At 33.5% G+C, this 19453-nt stretch carries 19 protein-coding genes; 7 read left to right on the top strand and 12 right to left on the bottom strand.

Annotated features, from left to right (window positions below; all coding sequences use genetic code 11):
* Positions 1–8 precede the first annotated feature (8 nt).
* Together EZJ43_RS07760 and EZJ43_RS07755 are read right to left on the bottom strand one after the other, a co-directional pair.
* Positions 9–395, bottom strand: a complete 387-nt coding sequence (locus EZJ43_RS07760) for a hypothetical protein (RefSeq protein ID WP_133262134.1) — start codon at positions 393–395, stop codon at positions 9–11.
* 1 nt (position 396) lies between these two features.
* Positions 397–810, bottom strand: a complete 414-nt coding sequence (locus tag EZJ43_RS07755; RefSeq protein ID WP_133262133.1) for a hypothetical protein — start codon at positions 808–810, stop codon at positions 397–399.
* Between the two features lie 566 nt (positions 811–1376).
* Between EZJ43_RS07755 and EZJ43_RS07750 the strand changes: the two genes are divergently transcribed.
* Positions 1377–1889 carry a hypothetical protein gene (locus EZJ43_RS07750; RefSeq protein ID WP_133262132.1) on the top strand — a complete coding sequence of 171 codons (513 nt, stop codon included), beginning with the start codon at positions 1377–1379 and terminating at the stop codon, positions 1887–1889.
* Positions 1890–2365: 476 nt separating this feature from the next.
* Here EZJ43_RS07750 and EZJ43_RS07745 read toward each other — a convergent pair whose 3' ends face one another.
* The 9 genes from EZJ43_RS07745 to EZJ43_RS17540 all read right to left on the bottom strand — a co-directional run bounded on the left by EZJ43_RS07745 (position 2366) and on the right by EZJ43_RS17540 (position 11875).
* The gene (locus EZJ43_RS07745) at positions 2366–2716 is read right to left on the bottom strand and encodes a hypothetical protein (RefSeq protein WP_133262131.1); all 351 of its coding nucleotides are present in this window, start codon (positions 2714–2716) and stop codon (positions 2366–2368) included.
* Positions 2717–3463, bottom strand: coding sequence for a LytR/AlgR family response regulator transcription factor (locus EZJ43_RS07740; protein WP_133262130.1), 747 nt, complete (start codon positions 3461–3463; stop codon positions 2717–2719).
* A 16-nt stretch (positions 3464–3479) separates the two neighbouring features.
* Entirely contained in the window at positions 3480–5354 is a 1875-nt protein-coding gene (locus EZJ43_RS07735) for a histidine kinase (protein WP_243718062.1), read from the bottom strand.
* A gap of 311 nt (positions 5355–5665) precedes the next feature.
* On the bottom strand, positions 5666–6700 hold the full coding sequence (locus EZJ43_RS07730; RefSeq protein WP_133262129.1) for a hypothetical protein: 1035 nt from the start codon (positions 6698–6700) through the stop codon (positions 5666–5668).
* A gap of 208 nt (positions 6701–6908) precedes the next feature.
* The gene (locus EZJ43_RS07725) at positions 6909–7958 is read right to left on the bottom strand and encodes a hypothetical protein (protein ID WP_133262128.1); all 1050 of its coding nucleotides are present in this window, start codon (positions 7956–7958) and stop codon (positions 6909–6911) included.
* 103 nt (positions 7959–8061) lie between these two features.
* A complete protein-coding gene (locus EZJ43_RS07720) occupies positions 8062–9852 on the bottom strand; it encodes a tetratricopeptide repeat protein (RefSeq protein WP_133262127.1) in 1791 nt (596 codons plus the stop codon).
* A gap of 181 nt (positions 9853–10033) precedes the next feature.
* The gene (locus EZJ43_RS07715; RefSeq protein ID WP_133262126.1) at positions 10034–10804 is read right to left on the bottom strand and encodes a hypothetical protein; all 771 of its coding nucleotides are present in this window, start codon (positions 10802–10804) and stop codon (positions 10034–10036) included.
* A 186-nt stretch (positions 10805–10990) separates the two neighbouring features.
* Positions 10991–11704, bottom strand: a complete 714-nt coding sequence (locus EZJ43_RS07710; RefSeq protein WP_133262125.1) for a hypothetical protein — start codon at positions 11702–11704, stop codon at positions 10991–10993.
* Positions 11705–11746: 42 nt separating this feature from the next.
* Positions 11747–11875 carry a hypothetical protein gene (locus EZJ43_RS17540; protein WP_262708857.1) on the bottom strand — a complete coding sequence of 43 codons (129 nt, stop codon included), beginning with the start codon at positions 11873–11875 and terminating at the stop codon, positions 11747–11749.
* A 219-nt stretch (positions 11876–12094) separates the two neighbouring features.
* Between EZJ43_RS17540 and EZJ43_RS07705 the strand changes: the two genes are divergently transcribed.
* From EZJ43_RS07705 to EZJ43_RS07680, 6 genes are all read left to right on the top strand, one after another.
* The gene (locus EZJ43_RS07705) at positions 12095–12958 is read left to right on the top strand and encodes a universal stress protein (RefSeq protein ID WP_133262124.1); all 864 of its coding nucleotides are present in this window, start codon (positions 12095–12097) and stop codon (positions 12956–12958) included.
* A 232-nt stretch (positions 12959–13190) separates the two neighbouring features.
* Positions 13191–14552 carry an OprO/OprP family phosphate-selective porin gene (locus tag EZJ43_RS07700; RefSeq protein WP_133262123.1) on the top strand — a complete coding sequence of 454 codons (1362 nt, stop codon included), beginning with the start codon at positions 13191–13193 and terminating at the stop codon, positions 14550–14552.
* Between the two features lie 23 nt (positions 14553–14575).
* Positions 14576–15406, top strand: coding sequence for a lamin tail domain-containing protein (locus EZJ43_RS07695; RefSeq protein ID WP_133262122.1), 831 nt, complete (start codon positions 14576–14578; stop codon positions 15404–15406).
* Between the two features lie 18 nt (positions 15407–15424).
* Positions 15425–16063: a hypothetical protein gene (locus EZJ43_RS07690; protein ID WP_133262121.1), complete on the top strand. Its 639-nt coding sequence runs from the start codon at positions 15425–15427 to the stop codon at positions 16061–16063.
* Positions 16064–16068: 5 nt separating this feature from the next.
* Positions 16069–16539, top strand: coding sequence for a CYTH domain-containing protein (locus EZJ43_RS07685; protein WP_133262120.1), 471 nt, complete (start codon positions 16069–16071; stop codon positions 16537–16539).
* Positions 16540–16543: 4 nt separating this feature from the next.
* On the top strand, positions 16544–18172 hold the full coding sequence (locus EZJ43_RS07680) for an SLC13 family permease (protein ID WP_207924589.1): 1629 nt from the start codon (positions 16544–16546) through the stop codon (positions 18170–18172).
* A gap of 81 nt (positions 18173–18253) precedes the next feature.
* Here EZJ43_RS07680 and EZJ43_RS07675 read toward each other — a convergent pair whose 3' ends face one another.
* Positions 18254–19369 (bottom strand): Acg family FMN-binding oxidoreductase, encoded by a 1116-nt coding sequence (locus EZJ43_RS07675; protein ID WP_133262119.1) that lies wholly within the window; start codon positions 19367–19369, stop codon positions 18254–18256.
* Positions 19370–19453 lie beyond the last annotated feature (84 nt).

The following is a 19453-nucleotide window of genomic DNA, read 5'->3' as shown; positions in this document are numbered from 1 at the left end:
GAGTAATTTTAATAAATAGTTGAACATAAAAATACCTTTCCTTCGCCGTTGAAATCATCCATAAAGTATTCTGCACACAATAGCGTTTCTTCATCTATAAAATCTACATATAATGTCTTCTTCAAATTCATATAACTCAAATTACATTTTATATGTTTTTTGTCGCTATCTAATGAACAAGCACCCACCCAAATTTCCTTTTCTTTGGAATATTGCCCCTCTCTCATTCCTCTATTAAAAGTTACCTTATTGGTTATTCTTACTTCAGTTTTAGAAATAAATTCGAGATATTGATAATAAATAATTCCAAAAATAGTTCCTCCATTATGGATGTCAGTCTTTGCTAAAGGGCCAGATATAAACGTTTTTCCTATTGCTTTGTCGATCGTTATCATTTTAATATCCTTGAGGGTCAAAATAAGACTCTATTGTCAATTCGTTAGGTTTTAATTTTTTAGCCATTTCAAAATATTCCTTTGCATTATTTCTTTCTTCCTCCATATTCATTTTTGCAATTGCAATGTTGCTGTAAAGATTGGCATCTGTAGCATTCAGTTTTTCCGCTTTTAGTAATACTTCCAGCGCTTGTTTGTGTTCTCCTTTTAACGAATATAGTGCGCCAAGATTAGTCAATACTCTGGTATCATTTGGATTTACCGCCGATAATCCATTTAAATTTTGCTCCATTTTAAAAGCGTTTTCTTTCCATTTTGTTGAGTCATTCCAAATTTCTTTATATAAATCAACAACAATTCTAAGCATTGAGTCCGAGTCTTTGAAATCAAGGATATTCCTATCTACTTTTTCCATTTTAAAAAATTATTAAAATCATTTTATTTCCATTGATAAGAAATTGCTCGAACCATATTGGTAATTGCTTTCTCTGTTATATTTCAAGCAATTTACGGAATAATATCTGCATCTCGGTCGGGCAAAATCAGATAGATGAATAACGATATAAAATTTTTCTTGCAACTACATATCGAGCTGAGCTCGATAACATGGATTTTATAATTGTTGCGTTGCCAATCATCGTAAATTGAGATTGTATTTTAACCTATCGTCATGCTGTCTCGAATTTTCGCGATCAGGTTCTTCTCTACTGTAAAAACCGTGATCTCGATTTATGGAGACAAGATAACTGAAGCACTAACACAAAACTACAGTTAACCTTTGGGGCGGAAATATTTAATTAGTTACCCCGAGCTAAGTAAATTGCCATTTTTTCTTGCAAATACATTTGCCGATTACGCCATCATTTTATAGATGCAAACCATTTTTAAAAAGAAAACCAATAAAAATTTAAATAGTGAGAATTTTTTCATAAAAAAAAGTATTTTTACTTTACATCATCCATCCCTGTAAATCATCCCATAATGAAAAAAATCTTTTACCCAAACGGTTTGTACTTTAAATTCGTCATTTTTTTTTCGTGTGCTTTAATTATCGAACTTATATTGCTCAATATTTACCACGATTTAAACACGATAATAAAATATTACTACTTTTTTCTAATACAATTTTTCGTCATTGTCATCTATGCTATCTTAGGCATTGCACAAAAGTTTATCATCACAACTGATTGTGTAACCTACATTACGTTATTTAAGAGGCAGATATTCAATCTCGAAGAAAACGTATTTGTATTTGGACCAAATTCGGTAGAACCATACAACGATAACACTTTTGGTGAAGTGAAATTTAAGCACATTACCAAATTCTGGATTAAACTAAAAACAGATGATAGAGCATTGGAGATTCAAAATACGCACTATTTTGATATGTATATGTCCCGAAGATATTTCAAAAAAATTTACAATGCATTAAATAGTGCGATGGAAAAGCGACATCTCCAGGACCATATTGAAATGAAAAATTTTAACAGATAAATAATTTACTTCTGGTTGGTGTTATCACCAACCATCACTACCTTATCCATCACTATCTTATCATATTAAATGTGCTCCATATAGTGGGTAATAAGTTAGCGTGCATAATTAGCAACATAAGAATTTTAGTGGTTGGTGATAACACCAAAGATTTTGCTACTCGCGGGCATAAGCTATATACAATTGCTAGGCAACAAGCCCAAGCCAAAAGCTTGATGCTTTGTACCTTAAACCCGATATTCGTGGAAAGTGAGTTTTTCACGAGCTTGGAGCATTAGCGGGACGGGTTTAGCCATTGTTCACTGACATTGTTTTTCAAAATAATTGTAAAATCTTGTTAAGAATTCTTAGCACTATTATTTAACCACATCTTCAACTGATTTAATTTGCTTCTGGTTGGTGTTATCACCAACCATCACTACCTTATCCATCACTATCTTATTATATTAAATGTGCTCCATATAGTGGGTAATAAGTTAGCGTGCATACAGCGCATCGTTTATAGTTTTTAGGGTTTCAATTTCTTTAGGTTTAAGTTGATTTAATACCGTTTGATAGCGATTAAAATAACGATTTATGTATAAAAGAGTTGGTACAACAAATACTGACATAAGGAACAGCATAATAAATGTAAATAACATGGCATCATTCGTTCTAGCATTGTACGTATCGACATCTAAATTATCCCCAAAACTAGCAGTTTCTAAAGAAGCATCTATATAAAACCAAAGTGGAATACCAAAAAGCAACACCAACAGAAAGCCGAAAAAAATATATTTCCTAATCGCTAATTTACGCTCGAAATTTACGATATAACTTGGTTCCATTTAAGCGATATTTTCTAAATACCGCAGCACTTCTTCTTTTTTACGGGCAGAAACGGGAATACTTTCTTTATCCAACAATTGCAAATAGCCTTCTTTATAGTATTTATTCACATACAGAAAATTAACCATGTAAGATTGATGACAGCGCAAAAATCCATGTGCTGTCAACAGTATTTCGTATTCTTTTAAGCCTTTAGAAACTACAATTTCTCGTTTATTTTTAAGAAAAAATGAAGTATAACCTTTGTCGCTTTTGCAATAAACAATGTCTTCTATTGGCACCACCTCAATAAATTCCATACTTTTTAAGGCAATGCGTTTTAAGGTAGAAACGCCATTTGCCAAATAGTTTTCTCTTGCAATTGCCAACTGTTGCTGGTTTGCACGCTCCTGTTCTTTATGGTGGAAACATTTACTTAATAAATTGGTTAATTCTACCTCATCTATCGGTTTAAGCAGGTAACCAAAAGCGCCCATATTTAGTGCTTGTATTGCATATTGGTCATAAGCAGTCAAAAATATCACTTGGAAATCTTCTATTCCAATTTCATCAAATAACTGAAAGCTATCGCCATCTTTCAATCTTATATCTGCCAAAACCATATCCGGTTTAAGTAATGGAATTTCTTGAGCAGATTTTGCCACACTTGGCGAAGTACCTAAAAGTTCGATAAATGGAATATTCTTAACCATTTCTACTAAATGGTTTAGGATCAACACTTCATCTTCGATAATATAGAGTTTCATTTGCATATTATTCAAATTAATCTTTTAATTCTGGTATAGAAATCCTGACCACATAACCATGATTGCCTAATTGTTTTTTATCCGTTTGTTCGTATTTTGCGTTTTGTCCTTGCGAATTAAAAATCACATCCAATCTTTCTTTAAGGATTACGCCGGCAAGCGATTGTTTTTTCTGATCGTTTGGATTTTTAATTTCGATACCTTTTCCATTGTCATCAACAACAATGATCAATTGTTCATTTTCTACACTAAAATTTAATGTTAACAAACCTTTATAATCAATGTTTCTAAAACCATGCTCAATTGCGTTTTCCACAAATGGCTGTATCAGCATTGGCGGTATTAAAATGCCTGGCAAATAAACGGTATTGGCGGTGGTAATTTTATAATCAAACAAATCTTTATACCGCATTTGCTGCAGTTTTAAATAGTTTTCTAAAGTTGCAACCTCTTCTTCCAAAGTGATAAAATCTTTACGACTTTGCTCTAAAATATTGCGTAAAAGTCCGGAAAAAACATTTAGATAACGTACGGTATCTTTTGTATTACCCGCAGAGGCTAAACTTTGTAAGTTGGCAATAGAATTGAAGATAAAATGTGGATTAAGTTGCACCTGCAACAACTTCTGCTCCATGTTTAATCTCTTATTTTCTAGGTTTAGCAATTTATTTTTCTGCTTTAATTGGCGTTGCCGATAACTAAAATACAAAAATGTAATAACCGCTAAAAACACTAACGACGATAAAATCATAGTTACTTTTTGTTGCTCAATAACCTTTTCGCTAAGCTTATTTCTGCTTTGTAATGCAACAATATTTTTATCCTTTTTTTCCGCTTCGTACTTTTCCTTAATTTCTGCAACCTTTACCGCTTCAATTTCCTTAATTGTTTTTAATTGTATAGCATTTGCTTCTTCAGAAGATGCCAACGCCAATTTATAATTGCCCTGCAGTTTGTAGGCATCCATTAAACCCGTGTAATAAAAATATTTTGGTTTACCTGGCGCTAATTTTTGATTCAAGGCAATTGCTTGCTTATAATAGTAAATAGCGGAATCTACTTTTTTATTTTTTTGGAAACTTATGGCTAAGTTATAATAAGCTACATCGTTAATGTTATCTGTTTTGAGAAGATAATTAGTGTGAATTTTACTGTAAGTCAACGCCTTTACGTAATCCAACTGCCTACCGTAAATCTGCGCCTCATTATCATAAGTACGTGCAATTGCCAAACTATCTTTTATACTTAGCGCAAGCTTTCGAGCTTTTGCATTATAGGCTAACATTTTTTCATAATTGCTCATTCTAGAAGCCAACATAAAAGAAATGTCGTAGTACCTTTGTACTATAATTGGGTGATTTTTAAACGGATGATTGGCATAATATTTTTCTACATACTGCAAAGATGTTTTATCATCATGATTTTGATAATAAGCTTTTGCCAACAAATCGTAAAGTTTATAGGTTAATTTGCTTTTTTGGGTCTCCGCAGTTTCTGTTAGTTGATGAATGCGATCCATAATCTCCGATTCTACAGCTACTCCGTTATTAATACTTAAGTTTAGTAAACTGATGTTTTTAAGAAAGAAAAGATCCTGATTATCTTTTGGCAGCACAATGCTTTCGAACATAATTTTTGCACTGTCTCTTTTTTTCTCCAAGTGAAATTTTATGCCGGCGAAATAATTATAGTAAGCTTCGCCGTCTTCATTTTTGGTATTTTGAAGTGATGCAAGCTTTTCATCTACTTTTTTGAGCGTTGCCGCTGTGCTCAGCGTATCAAAAGCAATAATGGTAGATAAATCATCTTCAGACAATATATTGTGCTGATTTTTTGCGACAGCAGTTGAGTTCTTTTCTTTTTGTGTGCAAGAAAAAGCTAAGAATAGCATTAACAATAAGAAAGAAAATTTGCAACATGTTCGCTTCAAAGCCATACGAATAATATTTATCGGTAATATCAAAGGTAAAAACTGAAACCACAATAAAAAGCAACATTACATATTTGATGGTTTTAGTTCGATATTGGTGCTACTTCCGTGGATATTCGTAAAAATTAAAGTATATCAGAAGATGAATAATAATTCTCAAAAGTATAAATAAGCAGCATTAAATTCATCGTCAACTTTAACCCCTAAAAACAAAAAGCTTAACGCTAAGAAGACAAGCGCGATTTTTAATTTTACATTCATCCGCTAACCGTTTATTTCTGCTTTTTCCTTATAACGTAAACTCGCCAAATACTATTAGACAAAATGGCATAATTTAGAGATGAACCTGTAGTAATATTGAAATGAAATGAAGAAAGAGGTTCGTTATTACCATTGCTTAAATAATAACGCTTTTTAGGGAAAGGCGACACATCTTCTACAATCAGGTCCGATTGCATTATTTTTAGGGTATCATTTAGCAAAGGAATATCAAAATAGCCAGTGCCTGCCCAAGCTTTATCAGAGTAACCACCTGAACTACCACCAGAATGGCCACCCTGTGGCATAGTGTATTTAACCTTTTTTTCTTTAATAAAATATTTTAAAGTAAACTTTTTATATTCATCATCACGTTCATGTGTCCAATTTTTATAGAAATCATCACGATATCGATCGCTTTTAAGATCATCCTTAATGTAAGCAATTCGTTTTGGTGATGTAATATATAATAGTTGCCATTTACCATCATTACAAGCAAAAAGCATTTTTGTACTACTAACCTCGTAATTCGCTTTTGTTCTATAGTCAAGTTCGTAAAAATAATACTCAGCTTTGCGCAATAGCTGTTCTTCTAATTCAATAGTTTTTTCATCTGTCATACTTAAATCTTCATTTAAAACAGACATATTTTTTCGTGTTTTATCTCCATTTAACGGCCACGTGGTATAATAATAATCTGCTTTAGAGCGCTTATGTATTGCGTATTCTCTAATGAAACAGGTCCTTTGTCCGCCTTCTAACGGAACAAACAAAGTATCTATAACGTTGGCGTTTTCATCTAATTTAGTATAACGATATCCAAAAAGATCTTCCTCTAAAATAACTTGCTTATTTACGCTGTAAAATAGGCGTATAGGACCACTATATCTTGCCTCTTTCGTAAGCAATATCACTTCCAAATTTTCGGACTTAAGATTTGTATCTAAAATCGAGTATTCGTTAAGATCTGCTGGTAATGTTTTATCTTTTTGAGCTTTACAATTTTGCAAACCGAACAGTGCTAAAAAGAAAGAGATACTAATTTTCATGATCATAGATTTATAATTACATTTTTGTTTTTCTTACTTTTTTATGATTTTTATTGTCATGTCTTAAATGCCCAACGAGGTTTTAAAATATGTTTAAAAACTCGGTTATGATCGTTAAATTTATCATCAACTTTAATTCCTAAAAACAAAAAGCTAAACGCTAAAAAAACAAGTCCAATTTTTAATTTTACATTCATCCGCTAACCATTTATTTCTGCTTTTTTCTGATTGCGTAAACCCGATATTTACTATCGGAATACAGCGCATAGTTAAGCTTAGGGTCTTTGAAAATATTTATGTTAAATGGAGAAACAGCTCTTTCTTCGCCATTGCTCAAAAAATAACGTGTTTTAGGAATAGCCGGCGTAGCTTCTTCTACGATAAAGTGAGATTGCTTTATCTTTAGGGTATCATTTAATAAAGGAATATCTATATAGCCAGTACCTATCCAGCCTTTAACTGAAGAACTTTGCGACCCGCCACCAATGGAATGTTCGTATTTTAACTTCTTTTCTTTATGATAATACTTTAAAGTAAATTTTTGCGTAGCAAAATCTTCTTGTGCATCATTAGAACTGCGGTAAAAATCATCTCGATAACGAGAATATTTAAGGTCAGCATCTAAATAAATGGTTTTAGGAAATGGCCTGTACAATATTTGCCATTTACCATCTGTGCAGTAAAATAGCTTTTGTAAGCTCCAACTTTGGTCATTTGTATTGGTAAAGTAAGAAATATCATAAAAATAATAATCTGCTTTAGCTATAAGCTTTTCTTGTTCTGCAATGACTTTTTCCTCTGGCCAGGTTAAATCTTCATTTAAAATAGCCATCTTTTTTGATGTCTTATCCCCGTTTAATGGCCATGTAGTGTACTCACAATCTCCCTTAGTACGAGTGTGAATCATATATTCGCGAATAAAAAAAGTAGCTTCTCCGCCCTCAGCTGGCACATAAATGCTATCTAAAACGTTCGCATTTTCATCTAATTTAGAATAACAATTACCACCATTCGTAGTGTCAGATTCTCTTTCTTCTTCTAAAATCACCACATTGTTAAGGCAATAAAATAACCGTATCGGATGAGGACTCATGTAAATCATAGCTTTTGCTAGCAACACCACTTCAAATTTATCAGATTTAAGATTGGCATTCAACAATGAATATTCTTCGAATTCTGCCGGTAAGGTTTTAACTTCTTGACCGTTACAACTTTGTAATCCTAAAACAGTTAACAGGAAGGACATGCTTAATTTCATAAGTTTAAAGTTTGACATAAATACGATTCGATTTTATAATTTATTGATTTTCACAACGAGTTAATGAATATAAATACTAAATAAAATTGCCAATTATTTGATTTTAATTACAACCCGCTAAAAGCGATGCTTCTACTTCAACGCCCATTTTTTTTGCTTTAATTAAATCAATACAGTAATCAGGATAACCTAGAAAAGATTTAATTTGCCCTCTAATGTAATAGGCAAAACCATTATTTTCATCAAGTCCGATTCCCTTATTGCAATCTTCCAACGCAGAAATGATACTCGGTTCTGAGTTTTTTGATGACTTCTTAGACTTTATGCCCCAATTGGTACGAAAAGGCTGGTAAGGTAATTTTGCACTAATAATGGCATCAGATTTTTTGACATTTTCTATTACACTAATTTTAGCAATCGCCCGGCTAATGTATGCTGGCGCATAGTTTTGATTCATGTTTATGCTTTGGCTAAAATCAGCTTGTGCTAAATCATATTTATTAATTTCTAAATAAATATTTCCCCTCCTATTGTAATAAGTTTCCTTTGTAAAACCGGCGATGTTTGGCGCAAGGGAAATGGCTTCATCCATAGCATTTAACGCCTCATCAAATTTTTCATTATAGATGTGACATTCTGCAATATTATAATAAATAGAAGCCAGTGAAGCCTTATAGAAAGACAGTCGATCTTGCTCGCTTGAATTTGAATAACGAATATTATTTGCCAATTCGGTCATCAAGTTGGATTTATTAGCCAATGCTGATTCATAGTTTATACTGGCGTTCTGATAATCTTTAAGAGCCAAGTAAGCATTCCCTAAAAAAGATAAAATCATGGCATTTTTTGGGAACTTTTGTAACCCCATCTTGTATATTTCCAGGGCTTTATCGTACTGTTTCAAATTATAAAAAGCCACACCGCGTTGGTAAAAATAACTTGCTTTGGTGGCGTCGCAGAGATCAAGGATTGATGCGTCTATATTTTTTAACAATTCTGGGCTAATGGTTTTTTGCTTTGAAACTAGCTTCTTCGCTATTGTATAATCCTCGCATGCAGCATCCATATTTTCTAATCCATAATAAGCTCCTGCTCTACTTAAATAACTAGAAAAATCGTCAGGATGTAGCTTTATAGCTGCCGAATAATTTTCTAATGCACTTTCGTACTGTTTTAAGGCAGTGTAGATGTTACCACGAAAATTAAATAACATGCCCTGTTTGTCATCCAACAAAATCGCTTGGTTTATAGACTTTAATGCATCTTCTAAATCATTGTTCTCATATTTAATTTTACTTAGGTAAAAGTATGGATAAGAACTATTTGGATTTAACGTTATCGCCTTGTTAAAATCGGCTAAAGCCAACGCATTATATGTTTGATTTAGGTTGTAAATACCTCTTTCCGTATAGCTATCAGCATTTTTGGGTGCTAGCGCAACGGCTCTATTATGATCTGCCAAAGCGCCAAATTTATCGCCACTCATCTCTTCTATTTTTGCGCGATTAGATAGCAACAATTCATCTTTTGGGTCTGCAATTACCGCTTTATCCAAATAAATTAGTGCTTGTTTGAAATCATTCCGCTGTGCATAAATACGCCCGATATTTAGGTAACAACGCCCACAAGCAGGATTTACCACTAACGCTTCACGGTAGTACTTCTCTCCAAATTCATTGTTTTTTAATTGCAGATACTGGTAGCCCATCAACCGTAAAAGATTTTCATTTTTAGGTTGCTTTTTTAATTCGGCTTCTAAATATGGAATAATTTTTTCCTCCTCACCTTTTTGGTTGAATGAATCTACTGCTTTTTCATAAACGCTTTTGCTTTGGCCAAACGCTCCAGCAGATATAAATAACAGTGATAAACAAATAATCAATTTGAACTTCATAGTATAAAATTTCTGATTTAATATAACAATCCTTTTTTGCTTATTTTTTAATTCTTTTTAAACGCAACGTGTTAGTCAAATTTTGTCACTTTGCATCTTTGGTAAATTTATTTTAACTGATTATATTGAGTTAATTTTTATTTTGACAAAGATTTAGCTCTTAATACAAACAACTTCTCTTTTAGTTAATGATAGCCTTATAAAAACTGAATTCTTTCACACTTTTGTTATCCACAATTTTAGTAACATAAGTTTTTGCGATAAAACTTTTATCATCAACCCATTTAATTCCTTCTACCGAGAAACCTTTCGATTCAAAATTAAAGCTCATTTTTTCTTTAAAACGATGTTGTGGTCTTCCATTTTTGTTTATTGCTAACAAGCCAATGAAACACCCATCACCACGATAAGGTCTGTTATAATAATATAGTAAATAGTTGCTGTTTATTGATTGAATTGGTGTTTCAACAGCGCCATCGCCTATAGAGACAATACTGTAATCTTGTGCAGTTAAACTATCTATGAGCACAAACGTACTAAAGGTTAAGTTATCTGCAATCGAATTATCTGTTATGGCATACATTTTCAATTTGGGGTAATAACCAAGGTATTCATAACCATCAAAATCATTTAGCGCTCCATTGGTTTTTTTAAGTTTGATTTTTTTGACTTTTGTTGGAAGCGTGAAATGAGTTTCAGTTTCTTTAATTTTTAGTAAGTCAGGTTTACCAGATATCTTATACTTATTGTATTCCGCTTCGGTGGTTTGCTCAAGCTTAATTTTAGGCAGTTTTTCATAATTTTCTAAATAACCAATCGCAATATTGTTAGTTTTTTGCGCACTAGCAGTAATGGAAAACGTAATTAAAACTGAAGTCACCAAAAAGAATTTACACAAAAATACTTCCCTCAGTATTTTATGTAATAGTTGTTTGTTAATGATTGTCTTCATTCTTTAAGGTAGCTATTATTTAAAACTATAAGCAATAAATCTTTTTAATCCTTCTTCTGAAAAAATAAAATTTTACGGACAATTAAAACTGTTTGTCATATTACTTATGTTTGTTGTTTTTTATATTAAACCTACTGATAAGCCTCTATCTATTACACAAATTTGATTCACCGTACATATATATTTTTATGAATCTACCTTTTTTAAAAGTCTATAATTTACAATCATAAAAGGTAGAGGAATTAGTAAGCCAGACAGAAAAATGAGATATTTGTAAAAATAGATGTTGTCAAAAAACAACTGGTTTTGTTTAACATAACTAAAAAATTGATAAATAAAAAAAACGATTACGCTTAAAATTGCTAGTGTGATAAACACATATTTTTTTGTGAGATCATTCGCCTTTTGAATAAATATTTTTCGTTTTAATTGAGTTTCACTAACATTAACCACTCCCGCAAAATCATCAAGTTTTACCATTTGCCACGCATTAAACGATAAGAGGAAGACAATTACTAAAAATTGAAAACCATCGGTTTCTTGTATTACAAAATAAAGCTCATCTAACTCGTTATTATTTTTCAAATTAGTAACGGCACTAACCTTATCATTGAATAAACTATATCTTACTGAATTCCCAATTTTGATTGATAAATATTCTTCTATATCAAAAAAAGAGTATGGATCGCGAATTACAATACGCTCGTTGTTCTTAAACTGAACACTTATATAGTTTATTTTATATTTAGTACTCTTTTTTACGCTGGTCACAGTTGAAACTAATTCTATATTAGCTTTTGACTTTTGTACAGTTTTAAAAATAACAACTCCAAAAAAAATTAAGAATGTTATTAAATTGATAAAATTTAGATGTTTTATTTTAAAAGTAGAACTCGTCATTAATAATTTATATTCTAAAAAAAACAGTTTAACTTATTAGCATTACCTAACAAAAATCTTCATCATACTCACAGCGAAGAAAATTGGCAACATGTTCGCTTCAAAGCCATACAAATAATATTTATCGGTAATATCAAAGGTAAAAACTGAAACCACAATAAAAAGCAACATTACATATTTGATGGTTTTAGTTCGATATTGGTGCTACTTCCGTGGATATTCGTAAGCATCAACTTAATTTATGTACCATTAAAATCAGAATTACGGTTTACTGTACATGATGAGCAACAGGTGTACAAATGATGCCTATCATAATTAAGCAGATACAATTTACCACATTTGAGAACCTGCATGCTAAGCAGATTATTTTTCTAATTTAAAATATCTTTCATGAAATCATTACTTATACTTACCGATTTTTCTGCAAATGGCGATAATGCTGCACGATATGGATACCACCTGGCAAAAGCTTTAAAGTTAAACGTAATCTTATGCAATGCAGTAATTATTCCAGCTCAAATTGCTGTAGCTGGCGATATCGTTTGGCCGATGGATGGATACGATAGCGTTATGGACGACAGTGATAAGCAACTTACCCGACTGAGAGAAGATTTTGAAGATGAAAATATTATCGGAGATTTTCAACCACAAGTGAGTTGTATAAACCAAACTGGTCGATTGGATGATGTAGTTTCAATCGTAACAGATTCTTACCATCCAACATTAATTGTAATGGGTATTCACAATAAAGGAATTGCTAACATTCTCGCCGATGACAACAGTAAAAACATGATTAATGCCACCAAATGCCCTTTGCTTTTGGTTCCTTCGGGGAAATTGTTTTCAAATCTCGATAAAATCGCTTTTGCCACCAGTTTTGAATATCCAGACCTAGATTGTGAGGATATTTTTAAAATCATATACATGGCAAATGCATTTTCTGCTCAAATTCTTATTGCACACGTTCACGACGAAAAAAGCGAAGTAAGCAAAGCTGATGCTGATTTAATAATTAAGATAAGTACGCACACAAAATATCCAAATATATGTTACAGGTCCATCCAAAACGAACATTTGATAACAGGTTTAGATTTATTTTGTATGGATGAAGAAATCAATTTGTTAGTTATGGTACATCGTCCACACAATTTTATAGATATAATTTTAAAAGGAAGTCAAACCCAAAAAATGGCGACACATATAGCTATTCCATTGCTTGTATTGCCTGATGAGAAAATCGAATTAGCATTATAAAAATCTCCTAACTTAAACGTGCTTAATCAACACTCCTATTCAATTAGTCCGCTTGCTAATGTATCCATTCATCAAATACTATAAATCTGTCGGCTACTCAGCTATTCCAACCCTTAATTAACTAGAAAAAATAGTCAATATGGTTTAGAATCACCTCATAATTTGATTTGTATCATTTCGCTTTAAGCAAGGGTTTAGCATCTTTATACTATCGTTAATTAATAAAACTACCATGAAAAAAACATTACTAACAATGGCCATTGCGCTATGTTTTACCGCAAGTTTTAGCCAAGTAGTTCAGGATACAACTGTAAGAACTGACCATTATGGCCAAGTAGTGGACCGAGTACCGGTGACAGCTGAAAGTAGAAATGGAATTTTAGTTTTTGAATCGAAAGATCAGCTTTACAGGCTGTGGTTCGACATTCGGGTACAAACCGACGGGCAGATATTTCTTTGTAAAACACTAAACCCAATTGGCAACGGTGTTACCATTCGTCGCGCTCGTTTCGCCACCAAAACCAACTTAGGCAAAAACTGGTATGGTGAAATTGATTTAGATTTTGCAAACGGTGCAATAGAATTGAAAGATGCTTATTTAAATTATAATTTTCTAAATGGATTTTCAGCCCGCGTGGGGAATTATAAAGAGCGGTTTTCAATGTCCAAATCCACAACTTCTCGTTACCTAAAATTTATGGAAAGATCGATGGTCACTTCTGCTTTCGCACCTTCGCGCCATATTGGTTTAGAAACCGAATACAATGGAAAGAAATTCTTAGTGGCCGGTGGTGTTTTCTTTCAAGAAGTTAAAGATGCCGAAACAAATACCTTTGTAGAAGATAACAACAAGAGTTACGGACGGAACCAAGGCATTTCTCTTACCGGTAAATTTGTTTTTCAGCCGTTTGGAAACAATAAAGACCACGGTGTACATTTAGCCTACGGATATTCTTATCGCCAGCCAAAAACCGATGTTGCACCTGCAGAATATGACAATATTAGATATAGCGCCCGTTCACTTAGCTCAATTAACCGCAAAAAATATCTCGATACCGACCTTATACCCGGATATAAATACCAATTGCTTAGTAACATCGAATTTGCCGCTTACCTAAAAGGTCTCGCCATTCAAACCGAAATTATTAACAACCGCACCAAAAGAGATAATAATTTGCCAACATTAAATTTTGGTGGCTACTATGCTCAAGCAGTTTACCTTCTATTTGGAGGGAAACAAGTTTACGATAAATCGGGTGGTGAGTTTACACAACCAGTAAGGGGTAAAAAATGGGGCGATGTTGAGTTAGCTGTACGTTATGATTACATCAACTTAAATGATAAAGATGTTTACGGTGGTGCTGCCGAAGCCTTTACAGGTGGCGTAAATTTTTACACTTCTAGAAACATCAAATTTCAAGTAAATTTTAGCAACATTAACCACGACCGATATGCAAGCGGAAAAAACAAATTATTCGTAGGTTATGATATAAACGGCGTATTAACAAAAGACCCAACAAAAGTTGCCGACGCTAGTGGCAAAGCTGGCGAAAAATACAATCAACTCGGCGTGCGTTTCGAAATTGATTTTTAACCTCATTTGTAAATAACTTAATTATGAAACTCAAAAATTTTATACTAATCGGCCTTACGCCATTAATGTTCTTTAGCGCATGCGTAAAGGATGAAATTTATAATGGGCCTGCAACAATAGATAAAGTATCGATTATGCCAGAGGCGCCAAAATCTACCGATGATGTTACCGTAAACGCCCAGATTACAGATTTAAAAGGGATTACGTCGGCAACTTTATATTACAGAATATCGCCTTCGGCAACTTTTTTACCCGTTACAATGAAATCTGGCGCTGGCTTTATGTTCAGCGGCACAATACCAGCATCTCCTTTAAATACTAAAATAGAATACTATATCGAAGTAAAAAATAACGGAGGTTTTACCACGGTATCTCCTTCCAATGCGCCAGCTAAATTGGCAAGTTATACGGTTGGCGTATCCAGCGCAGTGAAGATTTTTATTAACGAAGCATTTTCTGATGGTACAAAAGACGCTACAGATCCCGATTGGGTTGAGATTTACAATGGATCTGATATTGCTGTTGATTTAAGTGGCTATGCTTTTTATGATGAAGGAATAAAAAGTTCGGCCGGCGCAAAACCCAAACGAATTTTAAACTCCGGAACAATTATTCCCGCTAAAGGATTTTTAGTATTAAAAACTGAGAACACTGCTGGTGAGTATGCTGTAGAATTTGGATTAGGTAGCTCAGGAGATGCCGTTTATTTAGAAAACACAACGGGCATAGTGGTTTCATCACTAGATTTTTCATCAATAAGCTTAGTGGGTAAAAAATCTTATGGTCGCCAACCTGATGGCTCAACAAACTTTGTGATATTTACAACGCCAACAAAAGGAACATCTAACAATTAATCGTAATAAAACAATAAAATGGATTCAAAAATTAAAGACGAAGCATTGCAAGAATCAAGATTTGAATTTCGGGTTTTTGGGCAGAAACTGGACGATGCGGCAAAACGTATGGCTCGATTATCAATGCCTGTTCCCGAAAAGATTTGGGAAAGAAATAGCGACGAAATTTACATTTTATCACGTTTAAATGATAAAAGCAGTGTTAAAATTCGAGATGGGAAAATCGATATTAAAAATTTTGTAAAAGCAATTAACGGTTTCGAACTTTGGGAACCAGTTTTAAAAGAGGCCTTTCCAATTAAAGCTGAGTTGCTTGTAAATGAAATTCTTCCGGCACTTTGTATAAAACTCGAAAATTCAGACAAAGAAAACTATACGTATGATGAGTTTTTAAATTTAATTCATTCGTATCAAGAGGTATTGCCGGTACAGGTGCATAAACAGCGGTTTGCGTATTTTGTAAATAATACAATTTGCGAAGTTGCTAAAGTGCTAATCAATGGTGCAGAAATCTCAACTATCAGTTCAGAATCTACCAAAATAGAAGATATAGAAAAAACAATTGCAGACATCGGTTTAGCAGGAATGGAAAATGTAAACTATTTACAAGCCTTAAAACGAGTTGTTGGAATAAATAATAAAACTATAAAAAAATAAAAAAAATGGCACAAGAAATAGAGAAAAAATTTTTGGTTATTGGTAATGATTTCAAGAAAGAAGCTTTCGAAAGCTCGAAAATCATCCAAGGTTATTTATCATCGGTACCAGAAAGAACAGTGCGGATTCGCATCAGAGATCAATCGGGTTTTATTACCATAAAGGGAATTGGCAACCAATCTGGTGCATCTCGTTTCGAATGGGAAAAGGAAATGCCACTTAATGAGGCCGAAGCTTTAATTAAGTTGTGTGAACCAGGCGTAATTGATAAAACGCGGTATAAAGTTAAAACAAATGGAGGCACTTTTGAGGTAGATGAATTTCATGGCGAAAACAACGGACTTGTTGTTGCCGAAATTGAATTGGCTAATGAAAACGATGCTTTTGACCGCCCGAATTGGATTGGCAAAGAGTTAACTGGAGATAAAAAGTATTACAACGCAATGTTAATGAAATCGCCTTTTTCCAAATGGTAAAATAATGACTGAAAAGAAAATACAGGCCAATAATGTTATATCGGACGAGGTCGTTTTCGACCCGCTCGATATGAATAATTATCGGGTAGAGAAATTTAAAAAAATCGAGAAAATTGGTTTTGAAAGATGGATGGAAATAGCCGGAGCGCCGCTGGCCATCGTCGTTTTTATTTTTATTTACTTTATTGCCGATTTTTCTTTTCTTAGTCACCTAAATTTTGAGGCACTAAAAGCTTCAAGTGCAAAACGCTTTAAAGAACTCGGTGCTTTGCAGTTTGTAAAAATAAATTATGCCATGTTGGCGATTTTCGCAGCGTCTATCATTTTATGGATAACCGAAGCGATTCCGAATTACCTTACCTCATTAATTGTTATCTTATTAATGGTAGTAACGGGCGTAACCTCCGAAACTGTAACTTATGCACAGTTGGGCCACCCTGTGATGTGGTTAAATATCCTTTCATTTGTGCTGGCTAGCATGTTGGTAACCACCCAACTCGCTAAAAGATTTGCCCTTTGGTTTGTAATCAAATTTGGTAAAAGTGCACAAGGCATATTCTTCAGTTTTATTATCATTAATGTGGTGCTTTCAGTATTTGTTTCTGCAACAACGGCTAAAGCCACCATCCTACTGCCAATTTTTATGGTTATTGCTGCTATTTATGGCGCCAATTCAAATCACCGTAATAATTTTGGTAGAAATATTGTTTTGCAAAATCTTTTTCAAAATAATGTAGGTGCAAGTGGTTTCATCACCGGTTCTGGCGCAAATTTGCTAGCCGGATCCATGATTGCCGGTGCATTGGGTCAGCGGTTTTTCGGCTTTCAAGAATGGTTTATTGCAGCTTTTCCATTGTGTGTAATTCTACTTTTAATCGGTTGGATTGTGGGTACGAAATTTATCTTCCCGATGACGGCAGAAGAGCAACAGCCACAAATTGAAGGTGGAATGGACCGCTTACGAAAAGAATATGCCGGTTTAGGCAAGATGACCGTTAATGAATATAAATCATTGGCGATTTTTGTTTCTGTACTTATTTTATGGGTAACCGATAAACAACACGGAATTTCTCAAACCGCAGTCGCCCTGATGGGTGCAATTGTAGCTTTATTGCCAAAATATGGTGTAGTAAAATGGAACGACGTTGATATTCCTTGGCATTTAATGTTATTTTCGGCGGGCGCTTATGCTTTAGGTGCAGGCCTTGATGCAACAAACCTGCCGGGAAGTTTGATCGACTCTTTATTTACGTATTTCAATATTACGGCTTCGACACCTTTTTGGGTGTTATACTTAGGATTAACCTTCGCCATGCTTTTCAGTTCGATTATATTTCAATCTAAAACCATGCGAGCGTTGATTTTTATTCCAATATCAATTGGTGTCGCACAGAAATTCGGCTACCCAATAATGAGTTTAGCCTTCCCTTTGGCCTTACTTATTGAGCATGTATATGTATTGCCGTTTAATAGCAAACCCGCAGCATTGCTTTATTCTACCAACCAATACAGCATTGTAGATTCGGCAAAATTCGGCATGACCATGTTAGTTATCACCTGGATAATGATTGTAATTTGGGGCGAAACTGTATTGCGCTTTTTAAATTATTTACCGCATGGTGTGTTTTTTTAAATAGAATGATTAGCAGATAACCTGTTAAATTCTTTTAATCCCAAATGACTAGAATTATCCTGTCAAGGTTTCTATTAATGCTTATATTTTCACAAACCATTCTACTGGTCGCCTTAACGAAACAGGCTTAGCGTACGCTTTTACATAGCCCATACGCAAAATAAATTGTATATTATCCCTAACACCGATGGATTGGTTTACGGTTTGTGAGGTAACTTTTTCTTCTAAAATCTGTGTCATGGGATGGACTGCGATTCCCCTATCTCTAACTTTTAAAAACAACCTTTGCATCCGCATACCAGCCTCCAATAAACTTTCGACAGCATTATCTTTACTCGTAATTAATAACCATCCGGCCGACTGAGAAACCTGTTTAATTACATTTTCAATATTTTTATCCCTAAAACTGTTTTTCATTACACTTTGCCTATCATAAAAATTACGGACTACCCAACCAGCGATTCCCTCAATCTCCATACTAGCAGGCGTAAGACCATCACCATATTTCTCGGCATCCTTTTTTGAAAATCTAATCCATTCCGAAAGTTCTTTCTCTGCTGCATCACGATAAGATTGAATTTTATTAGCAACGATGGTTTGCTCATTTAAGTATTGATATTCTTTTGAGCCAATAGGTATAAAATTTAAAAAATCTTTATCATCCTTAAAAAGTACATCCGTATCCTCTTTTGTAAACAAATCACTTAAATAATTAGACCTAATTGTTCTTCTATTGATAATTTTATCAATATTAAATACCACGGCATTTTCAGCTTTAATCAATTTTACCGACATTATATTTTCATCTTGGTTACTCAAAGCCAAATGTTCAAGCTCACAATTGTAACCAGCATTACCAGCCGCATATTTCAGGTTTTGAATAAATGCCCCAATAGAAAGTATGGTTTCTCGTTGCGTTGGATCAACAGCATGGAGCCATTTACTTTTATCATTACAAATAATCCAGTGGTAGGGCTCGAGGTATTTTATAAACCATGGTTGCGTATTATGCCCGCTAGGGGCGAGAGAAGCTAAAGAAAGAATTTCTCGTTCATTAGGTTTAAACAAAAAATTATCAGAGAATTTGATTTTAAAGTCATCCCTAACAAAATTATTTTTATCACTTAACAAATAGCTCATACCACCCGCAATTACGATTGTACCACCAGCTAAAACCAAAAAATCGCGCCTTTTCATACTTATAAATTAATTTGAATAGATAAAAATTACGGTCACTTGAAATATATTTCGCAAATAAAATACTGATTACAAGCTAATTAA

It is taken from the genome of Pedobacter changchengzhani (assembly GCF_004354365.1).
GTDB classification, from domain to species: domain Bacteria; phylum Bacteroidota; class Bacteroidia; order Sphingobacteriales; family Sphingobacteriaceae; genus Pedobacter; species Pedobacter changchengzhani.
This window is presented reverse-complemented; position numbering and strand designations above follow the sequence as displayed.

What these genes read in the sequence shown, in the direction of transcription:
- EZJ43_RS07760 (WP_133262134.1), bottom strand. Translation starts at nt 395, where the DNA reads ATGATAACGATCGACAAAGCAATAGGAAAAACGTTTATATCTGGCCCT.
- EZJ43_RS07755 (WP_133262133.1), bottom strand. Translation starts at nt 810, where the DNA reads ATGGAAAAAGTAGATAGGAATATCCTTGATTTCAAAGACTCGGACTCA.
- EZJ43_RS07750 (WP_133262132.1), top strand. Translation starts at nt 1,377, where the DNA reads ATGAAAAAAATCTTTTACCCAAACGGTTTGTACTTTAAATTCGTCATT.
- EZJ43_RS07745 (WP_133262131.1), bottom strand. Translation starts at nt 2,716, where the DNA reads ATGGAACCAAGTTATATCGTAAATTTCGAGCGTAAATTAGCGATTAGG.
- EZJ43_RS07740 (WP_133262130.1), bottom strand. Translation starts at nt 3,463, where the DNA reads ATGAAACTCTATATTATCGAAGATGAAGTGTTGATCCTAAACCATTTA.
- EZJ43_RS07735 (WP_243718062.1), bottom strand. Translation starts at nt 5,354, where the DNA reads ATGCTATTCTTAGCTTTTTCTTGCACACAAAAAGAAAAGAACTCAACT.
- EZJ43_RS07730 (WP_133262129.1), bottom strand. Translation starts at nt 6,700, where the DNA reads ATGAAAATTAGTATCTCTTTCTTTTTAGCACTGTTCGGTTTGCAAAAT.
- EZJ43_RS07725 (WP_133262128.1), bottom strand. Translation starts at nt 7,958, where the DNA reads ATGAAATTAAGCATGTCCTTCCTGTTAACTGTTTTAGGATTACAAAGT.
- EZJ43_RS07720 (WP_133262127.1), bottom strand. Translation starts at nt 9,852, where the DNA reads ATGAAGTTCAAATTGATTATTTGTTTATCACTGTTATTTATATCTGCT.
- EZJ43_RS07715 (WP_133262126.1), bottom strand. Translation starts at nt 10,804, where the DNA reads ATGAAGACAATCATTAACAAACAACTATTACATAAAATACTGAGGGAA.
- EZJ43_RS07710 (WP_133262125.1), bottom strand. Translation starts at nt 11,704, where the DNA reads ATGACGAGTTCTACTTTTAAAATAAAACATCTAAATTTTATCAATTTA.
- EZJ43_RS17540 (WP_262708857.1), bottom strand. Translation starts at nt 11,875, where the DNA reads ATGTTGCTTTTTATTGTGGTTTCAGTTTTTACCTTTGATATTACCGAT.
- EZJ43_RS07705 (WP_133262124.1), top strand. Translation starts at nt 12,095, where the DNA reads ATGAAATCATTACTTATACTTACCGATTTTTCTGCAAATGGCGATAAT.
- EZJ43_RS07700 (WP_133262123.1), top strand. Translation starts at nt 13,191, where the DNA reads ATGAAAAAAACATTACTAACAATGGCCATTGCGCTATGTTTTACCGCA.
- EZJ43_RS07695 (WP_133262122.1), top strand. Translation starts at nt 14,576, where the DNA reads ATGAAACTCAAAAATTTTATACTAATCGGCCTTACGCCATTAATGTTC.
- EZJ43_RS07690 (WP_133262121.1), top strand. Translation starts at nt 15,425, where the DNA reads ATGGATTCAAAAATTAAAGACGAAGCATTGCAAGAATCAAGATTTGAA.
- EZJ43_RS07685 (WP_133262120.1), top strand. Translation starts at nt 16,069, where the DNA reads ATGGCACAAGAAATAGAGAAAAAATTTTTGGTTATTGGTAATGATTTC.
- EZJ43_RS07680 (WP_207924589.1), top strand. Translation starts at nt 16,544, where the DNA reads ATGACTGAAAAGAAAATACAGGCCAATAATGTTATATCGGACGAGGTC.
- EZJ43_RS07675 (WP_133262119.1), bottom strand. Translation starts at nt 19,369, where the DNA reads ATGAAAAGGCGCGATTTTTTGGTTTTAGCTGGTGGTACAATCGTAATT.